General features: G+C 60.1%; 11 protein-coding genes. 9 read left to right on the top strand and 2 right to left on the bottom strand.

The features are described from left to right. Nucleotides 1–123 precede the first annotated feature (123 nt). Entirely contained in the window at nucleotides 124–1,518 is a 1,395-nt protein-coding gene (locus NQ519_RS13100; protein WP_026076513.1) for a type III PLP-dependent enzyme domain-containing protein, read from the bottom strand. Nucleotides 1,519–1,736: 218 nt separating this feature from the next. Here NQ519_RS13100 and NQ519_RS13105 point away from each other — a divergent pair, with 218 nt between their 5' ends. The 5 genes from NQ519_RS13105 (at nucleotide 1,737) to secG (ending at nucleotide 5,089) form a co-directional block, all read left to right on the top strand. Beyond that, entirely contained in the window at nucleotides 1,737–2,426 is a 690-nt protein-coding gene (locus NQ519_RS13105; protein WP_044118625.1) for a hypothetical protein, read from the top strand. Beyond that, nucleotides 2,427–3,650, top strand: coding sequence for a sigma-54 interaction domain-containing protein (locus NQ519_RS13110; RefSeq protein WP_019150704.1), 1,224 nt, complete (start codon nucleotides 2,427–2,429; stop codon nucleotides 3,648–3,650). 74 nt (nucleotides 3,651–3,724) lie between these two features. Continuing rightward, nucleotides 3,725–4,213, top strand: a complete 489-nt coding sequence (locus NQ519_RS13115) for an LptE family protein (protein WP_019150703.1) — start codon at nucleotides 3,725–3,727, stop codon at nucleotides 4,211–4,213. A gap of 7 nt (nucleotides 4,214–4,220) precedes the next feature. Further along, nucleotides 4,221–4,709, top strand: coding sequence for a hypothetical protein (locus NQ519_RS13120; RefSeq protein ID WP_019150702.1), 489 nt, complete (start codon nucleotides 4,221–4,223; stop codon nucleotides 4,707–4,709). A gap of 11 nt (nucleotides 4,710–4,720) precedes the next feature. Next, the gene (secG, locus tag NQ519_RS13125; RefSeq protein WP_026076512.1) at nucleotides 4,721–5,089 is read left to right on the top strand and encodes a preprotein translocase subunit SecG; all 369 of its coding nucleotides are present in this window, start codon (nucleotides 4,721–4,723) and stop codon (nucleotides 5,087–5,089) included. Between the two features lie 137 nt (nucleotides 5,090–5,226). Here the strand turns inward: secG and NQ519_RS13130 are convergent, their stop codons facing one another. After that, entirely contained in the window at nucleotides 5,227–6,888 is a 1,662-nt protein-coding gene (locus NQ519_RS13130) for a DUF6377 domain-containing protein (RefSeq protein ID WP_019150700.1), read from the bottom strand. A gap of 625 nt (nucleotides 6,889–7,513) precedes the next feature. On the opposite strand from NQ519_RS13130, the gene NQ519_RS13135 reads away from it, so the two are divergent. The 4 genes from NQ519_RS13135 to NQ519_RS13150 are packed head-to-tail and all read left to right on the top strand — an operon-like array spanning nucleotide 7,514 to nucleotide 15,699. After that, nucleotides 7,514–10,549, top strand: a complete 3,036-nt coding sequence (locus NQ519_RS13135) for a SusC/RagA family TonB-linked outer membrane protein (RefSeq protein WP_019150699.1) — start codon at nucleotides 7,514–7,516, stop codon at nucleotides 10,547–10,549. 22 nt (nucleotides 10,550–10,571) lie between these two features. Next, nucleotides 10,572–12,116: a RagB/SusD family nutrient uptake outer membrane protein gene (locus NQ519_RS13140; protein WP_019150698.1), complete on the top strand. Its 1,545-nt coding sequence runs from the start codon at nucleotides 10,572–10,574 to the stop codon at nucleotides 12,114–12,116. Nucleotides 12,117–12,138: 22 nt separating this feature from the next. After that, entirely contained in the window at nucleotides 12,139–13,647 is a 1,509-nt protein-coding gene (locus NQ519_RS13145) for a glycoside hydrolase family 30 protein (RefSeq protein ID WP_019150697.1), read from the top strand. A 21-nt stretch (nucleotides 13,648–13,668) separates the two neighbouring features. Beyond that, entirely contained in the window at nucleotides 13,669–15,699 is a 2,031-nt protein-coding gene (locus NQ519_RS13150; RefSeq protein ID WP_019150696.1) for a DUF5125 domain-containing protein, read from the top strand. The last annotated feature ends 29 nt before the right edge of the window (nucleotides 15,700–15,728 follow it).

Here is a 15,728-nt window from a genome sequence, read left to right on the forward strand (position 1 = left end):
TTTTTCCGCAATCCCGGCACTCGCGCGCGTACTAATACTAAAAAAAGTCCTCCCTTTTGGCGGGGGAGGACTTGGAGTGAATCGGCCTGCGGAGTGTTACACGCGCTTGCAGGCACGTGCGGATCAGTACCCGAGTATGCGGAGCATCGAGCGGTAGGACTGTTCCTTGGCGAACAGGCGCGTGTAATACTCGTTGTCGGACTTGTCGCGGTCGATGATGATGTGCTTGGGCGCGGGGATCAGACAGTGCTGGATGCCGCCGAAGCCGCCCAGCGACTCCTGATAGGCTCCCGTGTGGAAGAATCCGATGTACTGCGTGTTGCCTTTTTCGAGTTTCGGCAGGAAAATGGCGCTGGTATGGCACTCCGAGTTGTAGAAATCCTCGCTGTCGCACGTCAGTCCCCCCAGCAGCACGCGCTGGTACTCCTTGTCCCAGTTGTTCACGGCCAGCATGATGTAGCGCTGGTTGATGCCCCATGTGTCGGGCAGGGTGGTGATGAACGATGAGTCGATCATGTACCAGTTCTCGCGGTCGTTCTGCTGCTTCTGGTTGACGATCGAGTAGAGCGCCGCGCCGCTTTCGCCCACGGTGAACGATCCGAATTCGGTGAAGATGTTGGGCTCCTCGACGCCGTTGCGCTGGCAGATGTTCTTGATCTGCGCCACGATCTCTTCGGTGAGGTATTCGTAGTCGTACTCGAAGTTGAGCGAGTTCTTGATCGGGAATCCGCCGCCGATGTTGAGGCTGTCCAGCTCGGGGCAGACGGTTTTCAGTTCGCAGTAGACGTTCATGCACTTCGACAGCTCGTTCCAGTAGTAGGCCGTGTCCTTGATGCCGGTGTTGATGAAGAAGTGCAGCATCTTGAGCTGGAATTTCTTGCTGTTCTTGAGCTTGGCCTTGTAGAAATCGACGATGTCGTTGTAGCGTATGCCCAGCCGCGAGGTGTAGAAATCGAACTTGGGCTCCTCCTCGCAGGCGATGCGGATGCCGACCTTGCATTTCTTGGTGAAGGCGTCCTCGAAGAGTTCGAGCTCCTCCTTGTTGTCCAGCACGGGGATCGTGTTCGAAAAGCCGTCGTTCACGAGCTGGGCGATGTTCTCGACGTACTGCGGGCGCTTGAAGCCGTTGCAGATGATGTAACGGTCCTTGTCGATGATGCCGCCGTCGTAGAGGGCGTTGATGATGTGGATGTCGTAGGCCGACGAGGTTTCCAGATGGATGTCGTTCTTCATGGCCTCCTCCAGCACGAACGAGAAGTGGCTCGACTTGGTGCAGTAGCAGTAGTTGTACGAACCCTTGTAATCGACCTTCGCCATCGCCACATTGAACATGCGCTTGGCGCGGTTGATCTGTTGGGAGATCTTCGGCAGGTAGGTGATTTTGAGCGGAGTTCCGTACTGTTTGATCAGTTCCATCAACGGAATGTCGTGGAAATTCAGCTCGTTGTCCTCGACGGTGAACTCATCCTGCGGGAAATCGAACGATTGTTCGATCAGGTCGATGTACTTGTCTTTCATGGTTCGTTCGGTATGGTTTTTCCGATCCGGCTCGGCTACATCGTGAATTTTCGGCCGAAGTAGCTCGCCCGGATTTTTCAAAAAATCGGGATGCAAATCAAGTGAATATTTTCCGGATAACCAACACTTTGTCCGATTATTTTGAAAAAGGGCGTTATATTTTGCTTTTTTCTATGAAAAAAGGTATTTTTGAACCCGGATTAAAACGTGATTCGACAGTGTTGATTCCCATTATAAAACAATATCTGGCCGCTCACAAGCGGCTGGTCGTGCCCCAGCTCGGCGCGTTCATCGTCAAGGAGCCGGAGCGGAGCATCGTCTTTTCCGAACTGCTCAAGCGCGACGACGGAGTCCTGCGGGGGCTTCTGCGCGACGGCGGAACGGGGGATCTGGAGGCCGCCGGCGAGATCGACCGCTTCGTTTTCGAGGTGCGTCACGCCGTGGAGCGCGGACAGGAGTATCCGCTCGAAGGTCTCGGGGTGATGAAACCCGGTCCCAACGGCACCATCGCCTTCGTCTATGCACCTGCGCCTGCCGCGCCGCTTTCCGGCGGTGAAAGGCCCGTCCGCCCGCCTCAGCTGGAGCCGGGAAAACTGGCCGAGGCCGTCCGCACGGCCTTCGCCGAGCCGCACGTGTCGCCTTCGGCGAAGATGAACCCCGACCCGTCGGTGCGGGGACTGCGCTACGGCAAACCGCACAAGAACACCGACGCCTGCCGCTATGTTGACCGCGTTCCGCGGCGGCGCGGCGCCGACTGGTTCATCTGGATTGCGATCATCGCCGCCGTGATCGCCGCGGGCGCCATCGCCTTCGGTTACTGGCGCGATGCGAAGGAGCGGCAGGCCGAAGCGGAATACATCGAGGCGCCGGCCGCCGGGGGAGTCTCACAACCCGAACAGAACGAATAAATGACAGACATCACGACCGTAAAACAGCGCTTCGGCATCATCGGCACCTCCCCGCTCCTCGACCGGGCGTTGGAGGTGGCCCTGCGTGTGGCCCCCACGGACCTGACGGTGCTCGTCACGGGAGAGAGCGGTGTGGGCAAGGAGTTCTTTCCGCAGGTCATCCATGCCTATTCGGCGCGCAAACACAATAAATATATAGCCGTCAACTGTGCGGCGATCCCCGAGGGAACGATCGACTCGGAGCTGTTCGGCCACGAGAAGGGCGCCTTCACCGGGGCCCTCGAAGCCCGCAAGGGCTATTTCGAGGAGGCCGACGGCGGCACGATCTTCCTGGACGAGGTGGCCGAGCTGCCCCATTCGACGCAGGCGCGCCTGCTGCGGGTGTTGCAGACCGGGGAATTCATCCGCGTGGGCTCGTCGAAAGTGCAGAAAACCAACGTCCGCGTGGTCGCCGCCACGAACGTCAATTTGCAGGAGGCCATCGCCAAGGGGCGTTTCCGCGAGGACCTCTACTACCGGCTGGGCACGGTGCCGATCCTCGTGCCGTCGCTGCGCGAGCGTCCCGAGGATATTCCGCTGTTGTTCCGCCGCTTTGCCGCCGACGTGGCCGCGCAGTACCGCATGCCCGCCGTGACGCTCGACGACAGCGCCCGCGAGATGCTGATGCGCTACTACTGGCGGGGCAATATCCGCCAGTTGAAGAACGTCGCCGAGCAGATCTCGGCCATCGAGCAGACCCGGGTGATCTCCGCCGAGGTGCTGGCCAAATACCTGCCCCCGCAGGGCGGCGGTGCGCCGATGGCCGCCGGAGCGCCGCATCCGGACGACATGACCACCGAACGCGAGCTGCTCTACAAGGTGCTGTTCGACATGCGCGCCGACATCAACGACCTCAAACGGATGATGGCCGAGCTGATTCAAGGTGCGGGGCGCTGTCCGGAGCCGGTCCGCGACATCAAGGCCCTGCTGCCCTCCACGGCGCAGAGCAGTTTCATTCCGGCCGTTCCCGCCTGTCCGCCGCAGGCTCCGGTCTATGCCGAGAGCGAGGTGGTGACCGACGAGCCGCCCCGGGAGATGACCAAGGCCGACATGCAGCGCGAACAGATCGTCCGCGCGCTGCGGCGCAACAACGGCCGCCGCCGTGAGGCCGCCGCCGAACTGTTCATGTCGGAGCGCACGCTATACCGCAAGATAAAGGAGTTAGGAATTGAGGACAATTCCTAACTCCAATTAAAAATTAAGAATTAAAAATGCGCAGGCTTCGGAATAATTTTTCATTTTTCATTTTTCATTTTTCATTGCTCGCGGCTGCCGTCGCGAGCGTGGGTTGCGGCGTGGCCATCAAATACTCGCTGTCGGGCGCTTCGATCCCGCCCGACGCCAAGACCTTTTCGGTGGCGTACTTCCCCAACAACGCGACGATGGTGTCGCCGATCCTGAGTTCGACGCTCACCGAAGCGCTGGTCGATATTTTCACGCGCCGCACGCGCCTGATGCAGGTCGATGAGGGCGGCGATTTCGCTTTCGAGGGCGAGATCGTCAACTACACCTCGACGACGGCCTCGGTGTCGAGCGACGACTACGCCCTGCTCAACCGTCTGACGATCACCGTCAAGGTGCGCTTCACGAACGCCCTCGACGAGAAGGCTTCGTGGAACAAGACCTTCAGCGCCTACGAGGACTACGAATCGACGCAGCTGCTCACGGAGGTCGAGGGGACGCTCATCCCGCAGATCGTCGATAAACTCGTGACCGACATTTTCCAGGCTTCGGCCTCCAACTGGTGATCCTGACATGACCGATCTGAAAGCATACTTCGCCGCACCGCGCACCGCCGCACGTCCCTCCGCCGCCGAGATCGGGGCGCTGGTCGCGGCCTGTCCGTGGTTCATTCCGGGGCGTATCCTGCTCGGGATCGTCACCGGGGAGGAGGACCCGCTGACGGCGCTGACGGCTCCGTGGCGGGCCGAGAGTTCGTTGCGCATGCCGGATGTCGATGCCTCGGCGCTGGACCGGCTCTCGTCCGACGAGATCATCGACCGTTTCCTGAAGGAGGAGAACTTGCGCATCGTTGCCCAGGAGGGGGAACCCGAGGAGGAGGTGCAGATCCGTCCCGAACTGGAGGAGGACGACGAGGTGGTTTCCGAGGAGCTGGCCGAAATCTATCTCGCCCAGGGCCTTCGGGACCGGGCCGTGGCGATTTATCGCAAATTAAGTTTGCTAAATCCCGAAAAAAGTGTTTACTTTGCCGAGTTAATTGGAAAAATAGATAACAATAATTAAAATTTACGGATATGTTATACACGATTTGCATTGCCCTGATACTCGTTGCGAGCGTATTGGTGATCCTCGCGGTGTTGGTGCAGAACCCCAAGAGCGGCATGGCCGCCAATTTCGGCGCGTCGAACCAGGTCATGGGTGTGCGCGAGACCTCCAATTTCCTCGAAAAGTTCACCTGGGCGATGGCCATCGCCATCGTCGTGCTGAGCCTCGCCGCTACGCTGACCATGGACAAGGGCCGCGTGATCGAGAGCAATACGAAGATTTCGAACGACGCCAAGGCATTGCAGGAGCGTGTGCTCGAGTCGGAGATTCCCGCCCCGATGCCGCAGGCCGAGATTCCGGCCGCCGAGCAGCCCGCTGCCGACCAGTCGGCCGAGTAGTTCCCGGAGGGGCCGGAAAGGGCGGGCCGGAGAGTCGGCCCGGACGATAAAAAGAGACCGCGGAAAAATCCGCGGTCTCTTTTGTTTTCGCCTTTGCGGCCGGAGATGCCGCCGGGCGGAATGTCCCGATGAAGCGGTCAGAGATGCTGCGGGCTGAATGCCCCGATGGTCTTGATGCGCTCCTCGAAATTGTCCCGCGAAACGAGCGTGTGACCTTTGATCTTCGAACGGTAGTTGTAAATCGTGCTCACCGAGTAGCGCAGCAGGGCGGCGATCTTCGACGAGTCGTTGATGCCCAGCCGGATCAGCGCGAAGATGCGCAGCTCGGTGTTCAGCAGTTCGCCCTTCTTGGGCTCGATGCGCGCCTCCTTGTCCAGCAGCGAGTTGAAATCCTCGATGAACGTGGGGTAGAGTTGCAGGAACGTCGTGTCGAAATTGCGGTAGAACTCCTCCAGCTCGCGGCTGTCGCCGTCGCTCGATGCGTACTCCTTCTTCAGTTCGTCGATGCGCCCGTCGCGCAGCAGACGGCGCACCCGGCGCCGCGAGTCGATGATCTTGTCGATGTATTCCGAACACATCGTCAGGAAAATGCCGATGTACTCCTCCTTCACCTCGTTGGCTTCGGAAATCTGGCTGTTGAGGCCGGCCAGCTGTTCGTTGATCCGTTGAAGGTCGTTGTTCGAGATGTTGAGCCGGTTGTTGGCCTGTTGCAGTTCGAGCCGCGCGAGGCTGAGCTTGCGGTTCTGGCGCAGGACGAAGATCACGCCCCCGAGGGCCAGCAGCATGAAGCAGACGATCGACACCACGAAGATGTTGTACATGGCGTCCATCCGCTGCCGCCGGGCCATGTAGGCTTCCTCGATGACGTGCAGGGCCAGCGCGTCCTGCCAGGGCCGGAGCCGGGAGTTGAAGAACCGCGCGTCGTCCATGACGATCCGCATGTAGCGCATCGCCCGCTGGATGTTGTCGTCGTCGAGCAGCGTGTTGGCGAGGCTTTTCAGCGCCGCATTGTCGCGGATCGCCAGCTGGATGTCGGTCATCGCCGAGCGGGCGAACCACACCTGCGCCGTGAGGGTGTCCTTCATCAGGTCCGCCACCAGCGCCCGCATGTACGACGCCTCGGCGTAGCCGCGCGAAAGGGGCGGCAGGGTGTTGCACAGCCGTTCGGAGATCTCCACCGCCTGCTCGTAATTGCGGTCGTTGATCGCCTGCCAGAGCTTGAAATTGAGGTGCGTGGTCGATTCCGGCTCGGTGTTCTCCACGATCAGCCGGGCGTAGAGCACCGTGAGGTGCCACGATTGCGTGCCCTGCACCGAGTCGTGGGAGTAGAGTTGGAGTTCGTCGTTGAGTTTGTGGCGGGCGACGTAGTAATCGACCAGCTGTTTCCGGTCGAGCTTCGCGGTGTCGATCTGTTGCAGAAGGGTGGCCGCTTCGAGGTAGATGCCTGCCGAACTGTAAAGGTAGGCCAGTTGGATGCGGCTCTCGTCGAGGCGCCGTGCGTCGTGCATCTTTTTGGCCAGATTGATGTTGCGGTAGAGGTAGTCGATCGTGGAATCGGCCTGGTAGGGGGTGTATTCGTCGATCAGTTGTTGGTTCAGAATGTAACGCTGGGCGTCCGAAAAGTCCGATTTGCCGAGGATGTTTTTCAGCGATTCGATCCGTTGTTCGCGGCCTGCGATGTAGGAGTCGCGGTGCGAGAGGGTGGCGTCTAGTTGCGAGAGCACGCTTTTCAGGTCGTTCTGTGCCAGGACGGATGGCGTTGCGGCGAGCAGCAGGGCGGTAAACAACAGGTTTTTCATGGGCAGACGGTATCTGTTAGGTCCAAACAAAGATACGAATAAGCGAGTGCAAAAGCAAGTTTACTTGCATTTTGCCGAGCGGGAGTATCTTCGGCGCAGCCAAAGATACGAATAAGCCGACCTCGGAAGGCGGAGCTCGCTTGCATTTTTTCCGAGGCGGAGTATCTTCGGCGCAGCCAAGGTACGAATAAGCGGGGGCAATGTCAAATTTATTTGAACATTGCCGGGCGGCCCGGCAAAAGTCCCCGACACTGAAAGTGCCGTTACGGCATCACCGACGGAACGGGCGGTTTTGCCGACGCTATCGCCGATTTTGCCGGCGGCGTGGACGGCGGAATTAATTAAAATTTTTTATTTACTTGCTTTCCCGACGCTTTTCCTTCCGCAGGGAGATTCCGGGACGTCTACTTTTTTTTGAAAACAGTAAAATATTAATATATTGATAATCAGTAAATTATATTTTAACGAACGGGTTTTCGGTTTACAAAATCCAGTTTAATTTTTTTTCATGTCGCAGAGGTTGTTTATTTTTATTTAAGAGAAACGAAGCGGGGTTTATACTGAATTTTTAAGAATCCGTCATACCTATTTATAATAATAACCAAAACCTAAAATCTGATTTCCTATGGTACATGTATGCAAAAAGCTGCAATCGGGCTGCCGGACAGGATGGATGCTGCTGCTTGCGGCGGCTATGCTGATCGTGTCGGCTCCGGTCCTGGCCCAGCAGCGGGCGACCGTGACGGGAACGGTCACCGACCAGTCGGGACAACCCGTCATCGGGGCTACGGTCATCGAGCAGGGCACCACCAACGGTGCCACGACGGGCGTAGACGGCACTTATACCCTCAAACTCAAAGGGGGGGGGAATTCTGCTAACCTGATTTTCCAGTCGCTGGGATTCGTCTCGCAGACGGTCGCCCTGAACGGCCGCACGAAGGTGGACGTGAAACTCAGCGAAGACGCCGTGGCCCTCGACGCCGTGGTGGCGATCGGTTACGGTACGGTCAAACAAAAGGACCTCACGACGGCCGTGTCGATCGTCAAGACCGACGACCTCGCGCGCCGTCCGATCACCTCGGCTTCCGGAGCCTTGCAGGGCAAGGCCGCCGGTGTACAGGTCATCCAGCCCAACGGCTCGCCCGGTCAGGGCATGGTGGTCCGCGTGCGCGGCGCTTCGTCCATCTCGTCGAGCAACGACCCGCTCTATGTGGTTGACGGCGTACCCGTGGGCGAGGGCAACTACGCCATCGCTTACCTCTCGCCCAACGAGATCGAGTCGATGCAGGTGCTGAAAGACGCCTCGTCGGCCGCCATCTACGGTTCGCGCGCCGCCAACGGCGTGGTGCTCATCACCACCAAGCAGGGCAGCCGGAAGATGGGACCCGAGATCTCGTTCTCGACCTTCGTCGGCATCTCGAAGGTGACCAAGAGCTTCGACGTGCTCAACGCCCGGCAGTACCGCGAACTGATGGAGGAGAACGGAGCCGTATCGGGACTTCCCGAGACGCTCACCGATGTCACCGACTGGTTCGACGAAACCTATTCGACAGGCGTCAACCAGAACTACCAGTTCTCGATCTCCAACGGCGACGAGAATTCGTCCTACTACGTCGGAGGAGGCTATACCGACGAGACGGGTGTCATCAACACCACCTCTTCGGAGCGTTACAACGTGAAGGCCAGCTTCGACAAGAAAATCTTCAAATGGGTGTCGGCCAACGCCTCGACGACCTTCTCGCACTACACCACCCGGGGTTCCATCATCTCGGGACAGGGCGCCAACCGCGCCGGCGTGGTCGTTTCGGCCGTCACGACCCCGACCTATGCGCCGATCTGGGACCCGGAGAACCCCCAGCAGTACAACAACAACTTCTACGGCGCGAACCTCACCTCGCCCCTCGAAAACATGGCCCGCACGGACTTCGACCGCAACGTCACCGACCGTCTGCTGCTCTCCGGCGGCCTGACGTTCTTCCTGGCCAAGGGGCTGACCTTCAAATCGACGGTCTCGATGGACCGCCGCTGGGTCCACTCGTCGTCGTTCCTCGACCCGATCCGCACCTCCTACGGCCGGACGCAGCACGGAACCGCTTCGGACACCCGTTCCGACGACATGCGCATGGTCTACGACAACATCCTCACCTGGAACAAGTCCTTCGACCGCCACAACCTCGAGGTGATGGCCGGCACGTCGGCCACGACCTCCGTGTGGGAGCAGCTGTCGGGCTCGCGCTCCTACTTCTCGTCGACCAACAACAACGCCATCCCCAATCTCAACGGCGGCAACAACGGCGGCGTCCGCGGCCAGAGCTACGGCAAATCGGAGTGGTCGATCATGTCCTACCTGGCGCGCGTGTCGTACAACTTCGACAGCCGCTATCTCGTGACGGCCAATTTCCGCGCCGACGGTTCCTCGAAGCTGGCTCCCGGCCACCGCTGGGGCTATTTCCCGTCGTTCTCGGGAGCCTGGCGCATCTCGGGCGAGAAGTTCCTGCGCGACGTGCGCTGGATCAACGACCTCAAACTGCGCGCCGGATGGGGACAGACCGGTAACCAGGCGGGCCTTACCGAATACGGCTGGATGCAGCAGTACAGCACGAACTACTACGACTGGACGCTGACCGAGAACGCCCATGCCGTGCCGACCGTCGGCGGACGCAGCAACATCAAGAATCAGGACCTGACCTGGGAGACCACCTCGCAGACCAACGTCGGTCTGGACTTCGCGCTGCTGAACAACCGGCTGAGCCTGTCGCTCGACTACTATTACAAATACACCAGGGACATGCTGATGAGCGTGCCCCTGCCGTCGCCCTATCCGAACATCACGCGCAACGACGGCGAGATGTCGAATCAGGGCTTCGAGATCACCCTCTCGTCGGTCAACATCGCCCGGAAGGATTTCAACTGGTCAACCGACCTGAACGTCTCGCTCAACCGCAACAAGCTCGAAAAACTCGACCTGAAACAGGTCTACTACTACGCCAAGACCTCCGACGCCACCAACGACAACGTCGTCCGCATGACGCCGGGCCATCCGCTTTCGATGTTCTGGGGCTACGTCTCCAAGGGCGTCGATCCCGAGACGGGCGACCTGATCTACGAGGACCGCAACGGCGACGGCGAGATCACGCCGCTGGACAAGACCTGGATCGGCAACGCCAACCCCAAGTTCACGTTCGGCATGACCAACAACTTCTCGTGGCGGGGGTTCAACCTGAACATCCTCATCACGGGCTCCTACGGCAACGACATCTTCAACGCCTCGCGCATCGAGACCGAGGGCATGACCACGGCCAACAACCAGACCACCACGGTGCTGCGCCGCTGGCGCATCCCGGGTCAGCAGACCGATGTCTTCCGCTCGGACAACCCCTCGTGGAACGTGAAGAACTCGACCTACTGGGTGGAGGACGGATCGTATCTCAAGGTGAAGAACATCACCCTCTCCTACGACATCACCTCGCCCAAGCTCAAACGCATCAACATCACGCGCATCCAGCCGTACGTCTCGCTCCAGAACTTCATCACCTGGACCGGCTATTCGGGTTACGATCCGGAGGTGAGCCAGTCGGAGAGCGCTACGCAGATGGGCATCGACTGGGGAACCTATCCCAACGTCCGCACGGTGGTCGTGGGCCTGAACCTTACTTTCTAATTCCGGAAAACAAGAACCGATCATGAAAAAGATATTATCATACGCTGCGGTGTTTTCGCTGGTTGTCGCGGCTTCGTCGTGCAGCCTCGAAAAATTCCCCGAAACCATGTACGCCGAGAACAACACCTCCGGCACGGGTGACGCCGAAACGGCCATCAACACCCGCGAACTGCTCGAAGGCCAGCTTACGGCCATGTACAACTACATGAAGGGCGACTTCCAGAACTACTGGTACCAGCTCATCGTCCTGGCCGAAAGCCGCGCCGACAACGCCTACGGCTGCCCGGGCGAAACGAAGACTATGGCCGTCGAACAGAACCAGATCGACAGCGACAACGAATTCGCGGCCACCATGTGGAACTATTCGATGAACGCCGTGGACTATGCCAACCAGGTCATCTGCAATATCGACCTCGTGAAGGAGAACGACCCGTCGCTCACCGAGAAAGAGTATCAGGAGTGGCTTTCCGAGGCGCTCTGCTGGCGCGCCTACATCTGGATCAACATGATGCAGCTGTTCGGCGAAATCCCGATGCTGACCGAGATTCCGCCCGCCATCAACGCCGACAACATCGAGGAGGTCTACCCGCTCTACTTCCCCTCCCGCGTCTCGAAGGAGACCGTCGGCGAACAGATCGTCAAGGACATCGAGGAGTACGCCTGCAAATACGCCCCCGACATGGACGCTTCGAACAAGTTCAAAATCACCAAGGGCTTCGCCTACGGCCTGATGGCGCGTTTCTACTCCCTGCGCGAGTTCCGCGACTGGTCGAAGGTGGTTGCGGCCTGCCAGGCGGTCGAGGGCATGGGTTACAGCCTCTGCGACAGCTACGGCGACCTCTGGGCCTACACCACGGGCGATACGGGCATGGCTGCGATGAACACCCGCGAGTCGATCTTCGAGGTGCAGTGGACCAGCCAGACTTCGGGTTCGTGGATGTGGATGATGTTCCACCGCAACGCCTACGTCCCCAACGACAGCTTCTCGTGGGCCAAGTGGAGCACGCCGTCGCGCAGCCTCACGAGGGCCTATAACGCCGCGGGCGACACCGAGCGCCTGAACGCATCGGTCGTCTACGACGAATGCGGCTGGTCGTACCAGTATCCCAGCGACGAATACGCTTTCATGCACAAGTTCCCGACCAACGTGACGCCGGTCTACGTGATGCGTCTGGCCGACATCCGGCTGCTGCACGCTGAGGCGCTGGCCAACTCGGGCGATCCGGGCGGCGCCGCCGACATTGTGGACGAGATCCGCGGCCGCGCGGGCCTCGGCAAGCTGACCGACGCGCAGCGCGCTTCCGAGACGCAGATGCGCGAAGCGGTGCTCGACGAACGCCGCCTCGAACTGGCTATGGAGGGCTTCCGCTGGTTCGACCTGATGCGCTACGGCGACGATTATTCGAAACTGATCGAGGTCTGCGACGGCGTCAACGTCAAGGGTTCCTCCTCCTACGACTCCTACTTCAAAGTCCGCCGTGCGATGAACGACAACCGCGTGCTGCTGCCGATCCCGACCAGCGTGCTCGACGACAACACCAATATCGAACAGAACCTGGGTTACTAAATCTTAAAATTGCGATACGACCATGAAATTCACGATCAATAACAACCTGCGTTTGCTGACCGGCTCGCTGCTGCTCGCCGGAGCGGTCTGCTGTTCCAGCGGAAGCGACGAACCCGGTCCCAACCCCGGCCCGGAGCCCGAACCCGTCTCGGGAGATGTCCGCGCCTATGTCACCTCGGCCAACGGCAACCGCCTGTTCGCGGAGGAGGGGCTCTCCTATTCGAAAGTCTCGATGTCGCCCTACCGGGTGGAGCTCGATCCCGCGACGATCTACCAGACTATCGACGGATTCGGCCCGGCCATGACGGGGGCCACGTGCTACAACCTGCTGAAGATGTCGCAGGCCGACCGCACGGCGATCCTCAAAAAGTGCTTCGACCCGGAGACCGGCGCCGGATTCAGCTTTATCCGCGTGCATATCGGCGGTTCGGACTTCTCGATGGACGAATACACCTGCTGCGACCAGGAGGGTATCGAGTTCTTCGCCATTCCGGAGGTGGAGAAAGAGGGCATTTTCCCCGTCCTGAAAGAGGTTCTGGAGATCAATCCCGAGATCAAGATCATGGGTTCGCCGTGGTCGTGCCCCAAGTGGATGAAGGGCACGGTCGCCGATCCGTCGAAACCCTACGATTCGTGGACCAGCGGGCGTCTGAATCCCGCCTATTACGACGACTATGCCGAGTATTTCGTGCAGTGGGTGAGCGAGATGGAGGAGAACGGCTTCCCGATCTACGCGATCACGATGCAGAACGAGCCGCTGAACCACGGCAATTCGATGTCGCTCTACATGCCGTGGGAAGATCAGCTGGCCTTCGTCAAGAAGCTCGGCCCGGCCTTCCAAAAGGCGGGCATCAAGACCAAGATCCTCTGCTATGACCACAACTACAACTACGACAACGTAGCCGGACAGCAGAGCTACCCGCTCAACATCTACGCCGACGGCGAGGCGTCGAAGTGGGTAGACGGATCGGCCTGGCACAACTACGGCGGTTCGGTGACCGAGCTGGACAACATCTTGGCGGCAGCCCCCGACAAGTCGATCTACTTCACGGAGGCTTCGATCGGTACGTGGAACTACAATTTCGAGAGCTGCGTCATCGACGATTTCGAGTCGATTTTCCTCGGGACGCTGAGCCGCATGGGCCGGGGCGTGCTGCTGTGGAACCTGATGCTCGACGACAAGGGCGCGCCGAACCGTCCGGGCGGCTGCACGACCTGCTACGGGGCCATCGAGATCAGCTCGTCGGACTACAAGACGCTCAAGTACAACAGCCATTACTACGATCTGGCGCAGTGCGCCAAGGTCATCCGTCCGGGAGCCGTGCGCATCGGCACGTCGGGCTATACGGCTCCGGGCCTCACCTACCTGGCGTTCGCCAATCCCGACGGCTCGAAAGCCTTCGTGGCCTTGAACCGGAACAGCAGCGAGCAGACCGTCGCCGTGTACGAAAGCGCCGACCGTTCGTTCAAATACACCATCCCGGCCAAGTCGATCGCCTCGTTCTGCTGGGGCGCCGCGGCTGAAAACTAACCTTAAAAAAACTCGCAGAACATGAAAACGCTGAAATATATCGCATTGTCGCTGCTCGCCGCGGCCTGCACGACGGCGTGCAAGGACGATCCGGAACTGCTCACCACCGATGTCGGTCCCGAGATGACGGCCGTGTCGTCCGACGCTTCGGGAGTCTTCGGCGGCAAGGTCGGCTTCGAGGCGACGATGACCGACCGCTATGCGCTCTCGACGCTCAAGGCGCAGATCTTCTTCGACGACGAGATGGTCGCCGAGGAGGTGATCCGCACCAAGGAGAACGGCACCTATTCGGGCACCGTGACGCTTCCCTTCTACAAAAACGTTCCCGACGGCGAAGCCACGCTGCGCCTCGTGGGGCAGAACGTCCGCTTCGGGCAGACCTTCGTCGAACGTCCGCTGGCCGCCTCGCGGCCCAAACCCGACCATCTGGTCTTCGTGCTCGGCGAGCAGGAGTACCGCATGGAGCCCACGGGCGTCGATTACGAGTACGCCGTGACGGCCGATTTCCCGCAGAAGCCCCAGGGCTACATCACGACGCCCGACCTCGACGGGCAGGGCTCGGTGGTGACGTTCGGTTACAGTTCCGAGCAGGGCGGGATCGTCTCCGACTCGACCGAGCCGATTCCCTTCGCCAATTCGAACGCCGGGGAGTTCACGGTCTCCTTCAATCTGAAGAGTTTCGAGGGTTCGCCCTTCATCAAGCTGCTCTTCAACGATGCGGAGATGACGATGGTGGACAACGACAATTACAGCATCGTCACCACGCTGACGCAGAATCAGACCTACACGCTGACGGGCGTTTCCGATTTCGCCGACTGGGACATCGACCGCGACTTCTTCGAACGGGCCGACGCTTCGAATCCCGAGGCCCTGACCTTCCTGCCGATGTCGGGCATGTACAAGGTGACGGCCAATTTCAAACACAGCTACCTGCGTATCGAGGCCATGAAGTCGGCCACGGAGCTTGCGACGCTCAACGAGGACGGTTCGGGGGCCATCTGGGCCATCGGCGGCATGTCGGTCGGCAAGCCGACGCTGAAAAACGCCGCCAGCTGGAGCCCCGAGCAGGGCGGCATGTGTCTGGCGCGCGTCGCCGACAAGAAATACCAGCTGACGTTCGTGGCGGGCGTTTCGATCGACGCTTCGTCGTTCGACTTCAAGTTCTTCCACCAGAAGACCTGGGGCGGCGAGTTCGGCGGCGACGATATTTCGACTGCGAGCGATCTGGTGAAGATCAGCGATTCGGGCAACCTGGGGCTGGCCGAGGGCAAGACGCTCGATCTGGGCGGCATCTACCGCTTCACGGTGGACATCTCGGGCGGCAATACGGCTGCCGTGCTGACCGTCGAGAAAGTGGGCGAGCAGGAGCTTCCGCCCGCCGACATCACCGTCAACGGCACGAAGATGACCCAGCTCGATATGGACAACTACCAGGTGGACCTCGATCTGACGCAGGGTCAGACGCTGACGCTGGGCGGTGCCGACGCCTTCACGCCGGCGTGGATCAATCCCGATTTCTTCGAGGCGGCTTCCGCGACGAGCGTCAAACTGGTTCCCGTGTCGGGCAAGTACCGCATCACGGCCAATATTGCGACCAAGGTGATCGACGCGCTGGTGCTCAACGCCGACGGTTCGGGACTGGCGACGCTGAGCGACGACGGCCACGGAGCGGTCTATTTCATCGGCTACGGCATCGGGTCGCCTGCGGCCGCCGACGAGCCGGGCTGGACGACCGAGAAGGGCGTCTGCGTGCCCGAGGCCGCTTCCGGCATCTACCGGATGACGGCGCAGGCCGGCGTGGAGGGCAGCACGGTCCTCGGCCAGCGGTTCCGCGTGAGCGGCTGGAGCGGCAAGTTCTTCAAGAACCGCGGCTGGGACGGTCTGGGAACTTTCTCGCTGGCGGCGGGCACCGAGGCTTTCTTCTCGATCGCCGGGGACGGCAACATCGAGATTGCACAGGGCGTGACGCTCGAAGAGGGCGCCACCTACGAACTGACGCTCGATGTGACGGGCGGGAACGATCATCCCGTTGTGTCGCTGGTCAAGAAATAATCATTATCTTTGTACGCGAAGTGCGCAGC

Source organism: Alistipes senegalensis JC50 (genome assembly GCF_025145645.1).
GTDB lineage: Bacteria > Bacteroidota > Bacteroidia > Bacteroidales > Rikenellaceae > Alistipes > Alistipes senegalensis.

What these genes read in the sequence shown, in the direction of transcription:
- NQ519_RS13100 (WP_026076513.1), bottom strand. Translation starts at nt 1,518, where the DNA reads ATGAAAGACAAGTACATCGACCTGATCGAACAATCGTTCGATTTCCCG.
- NQ519_RS13110 (WP_019150704.1), top strand. Translation starts at nt 2,427, where the DNA reads ATGACAGACATCACGACCGTAAAACAGCGCTTCGGCATCATCGGCACC.
- NQ519_RS13120 (WP_019150702.1), top strand. Translation starts at nt 4,221, where the DNA reads ATGACCGATCTGAAAGCATACTTCGCCGCACCGCGCACCGCCGCACGT.
- secG (WP_026076512.1), top strand. Translation starts at nt 4,721, where the DNA reads ATGTTATACACGATTTGCATTGCCCTGATACTCGTTGCGAGCGTATTG.
- NQ519_RS13130 (WP_019150700.1), bottom strand. Translation starts at nt 6,888, where the DNA reads ATGAAAAACCTGTTGTTTACCGCCCTGCTGCTCGCCGCAACGCCATCC.
- NQ519_RS13135 (WP_019150699.1), top strand. Translation starts at nt 7,514, where the DNA reads ATGGTACATGTATGCAAAAAGCTGCAATCGGGCTGCCGGACAGGATGG.
- NQ519_RS13140 (WP_019150698.1), top strand. Translation starts at nt 10,572, where the DNA reads ATGAAAAAGATATTATCATACGCTGCGGTGTTTTCGCTGGTTGTCGCG.
- NQ519_RS13145 (WP_019150697.1), top strand. Translation starts at nt 12,139, where the DNA reads ATGAAATTCACGATCAATAACAACCTGCGTTTGCTGACCGGCTCGCTG.
- NQ519_RS13150 (WP_019150696.1), top strand. Translation starts at nt 13,669, where the DNA reads ATGAAAACGCTGAAATATATCGCATTGTCGCTGCTCGCCGCGGCCTGC.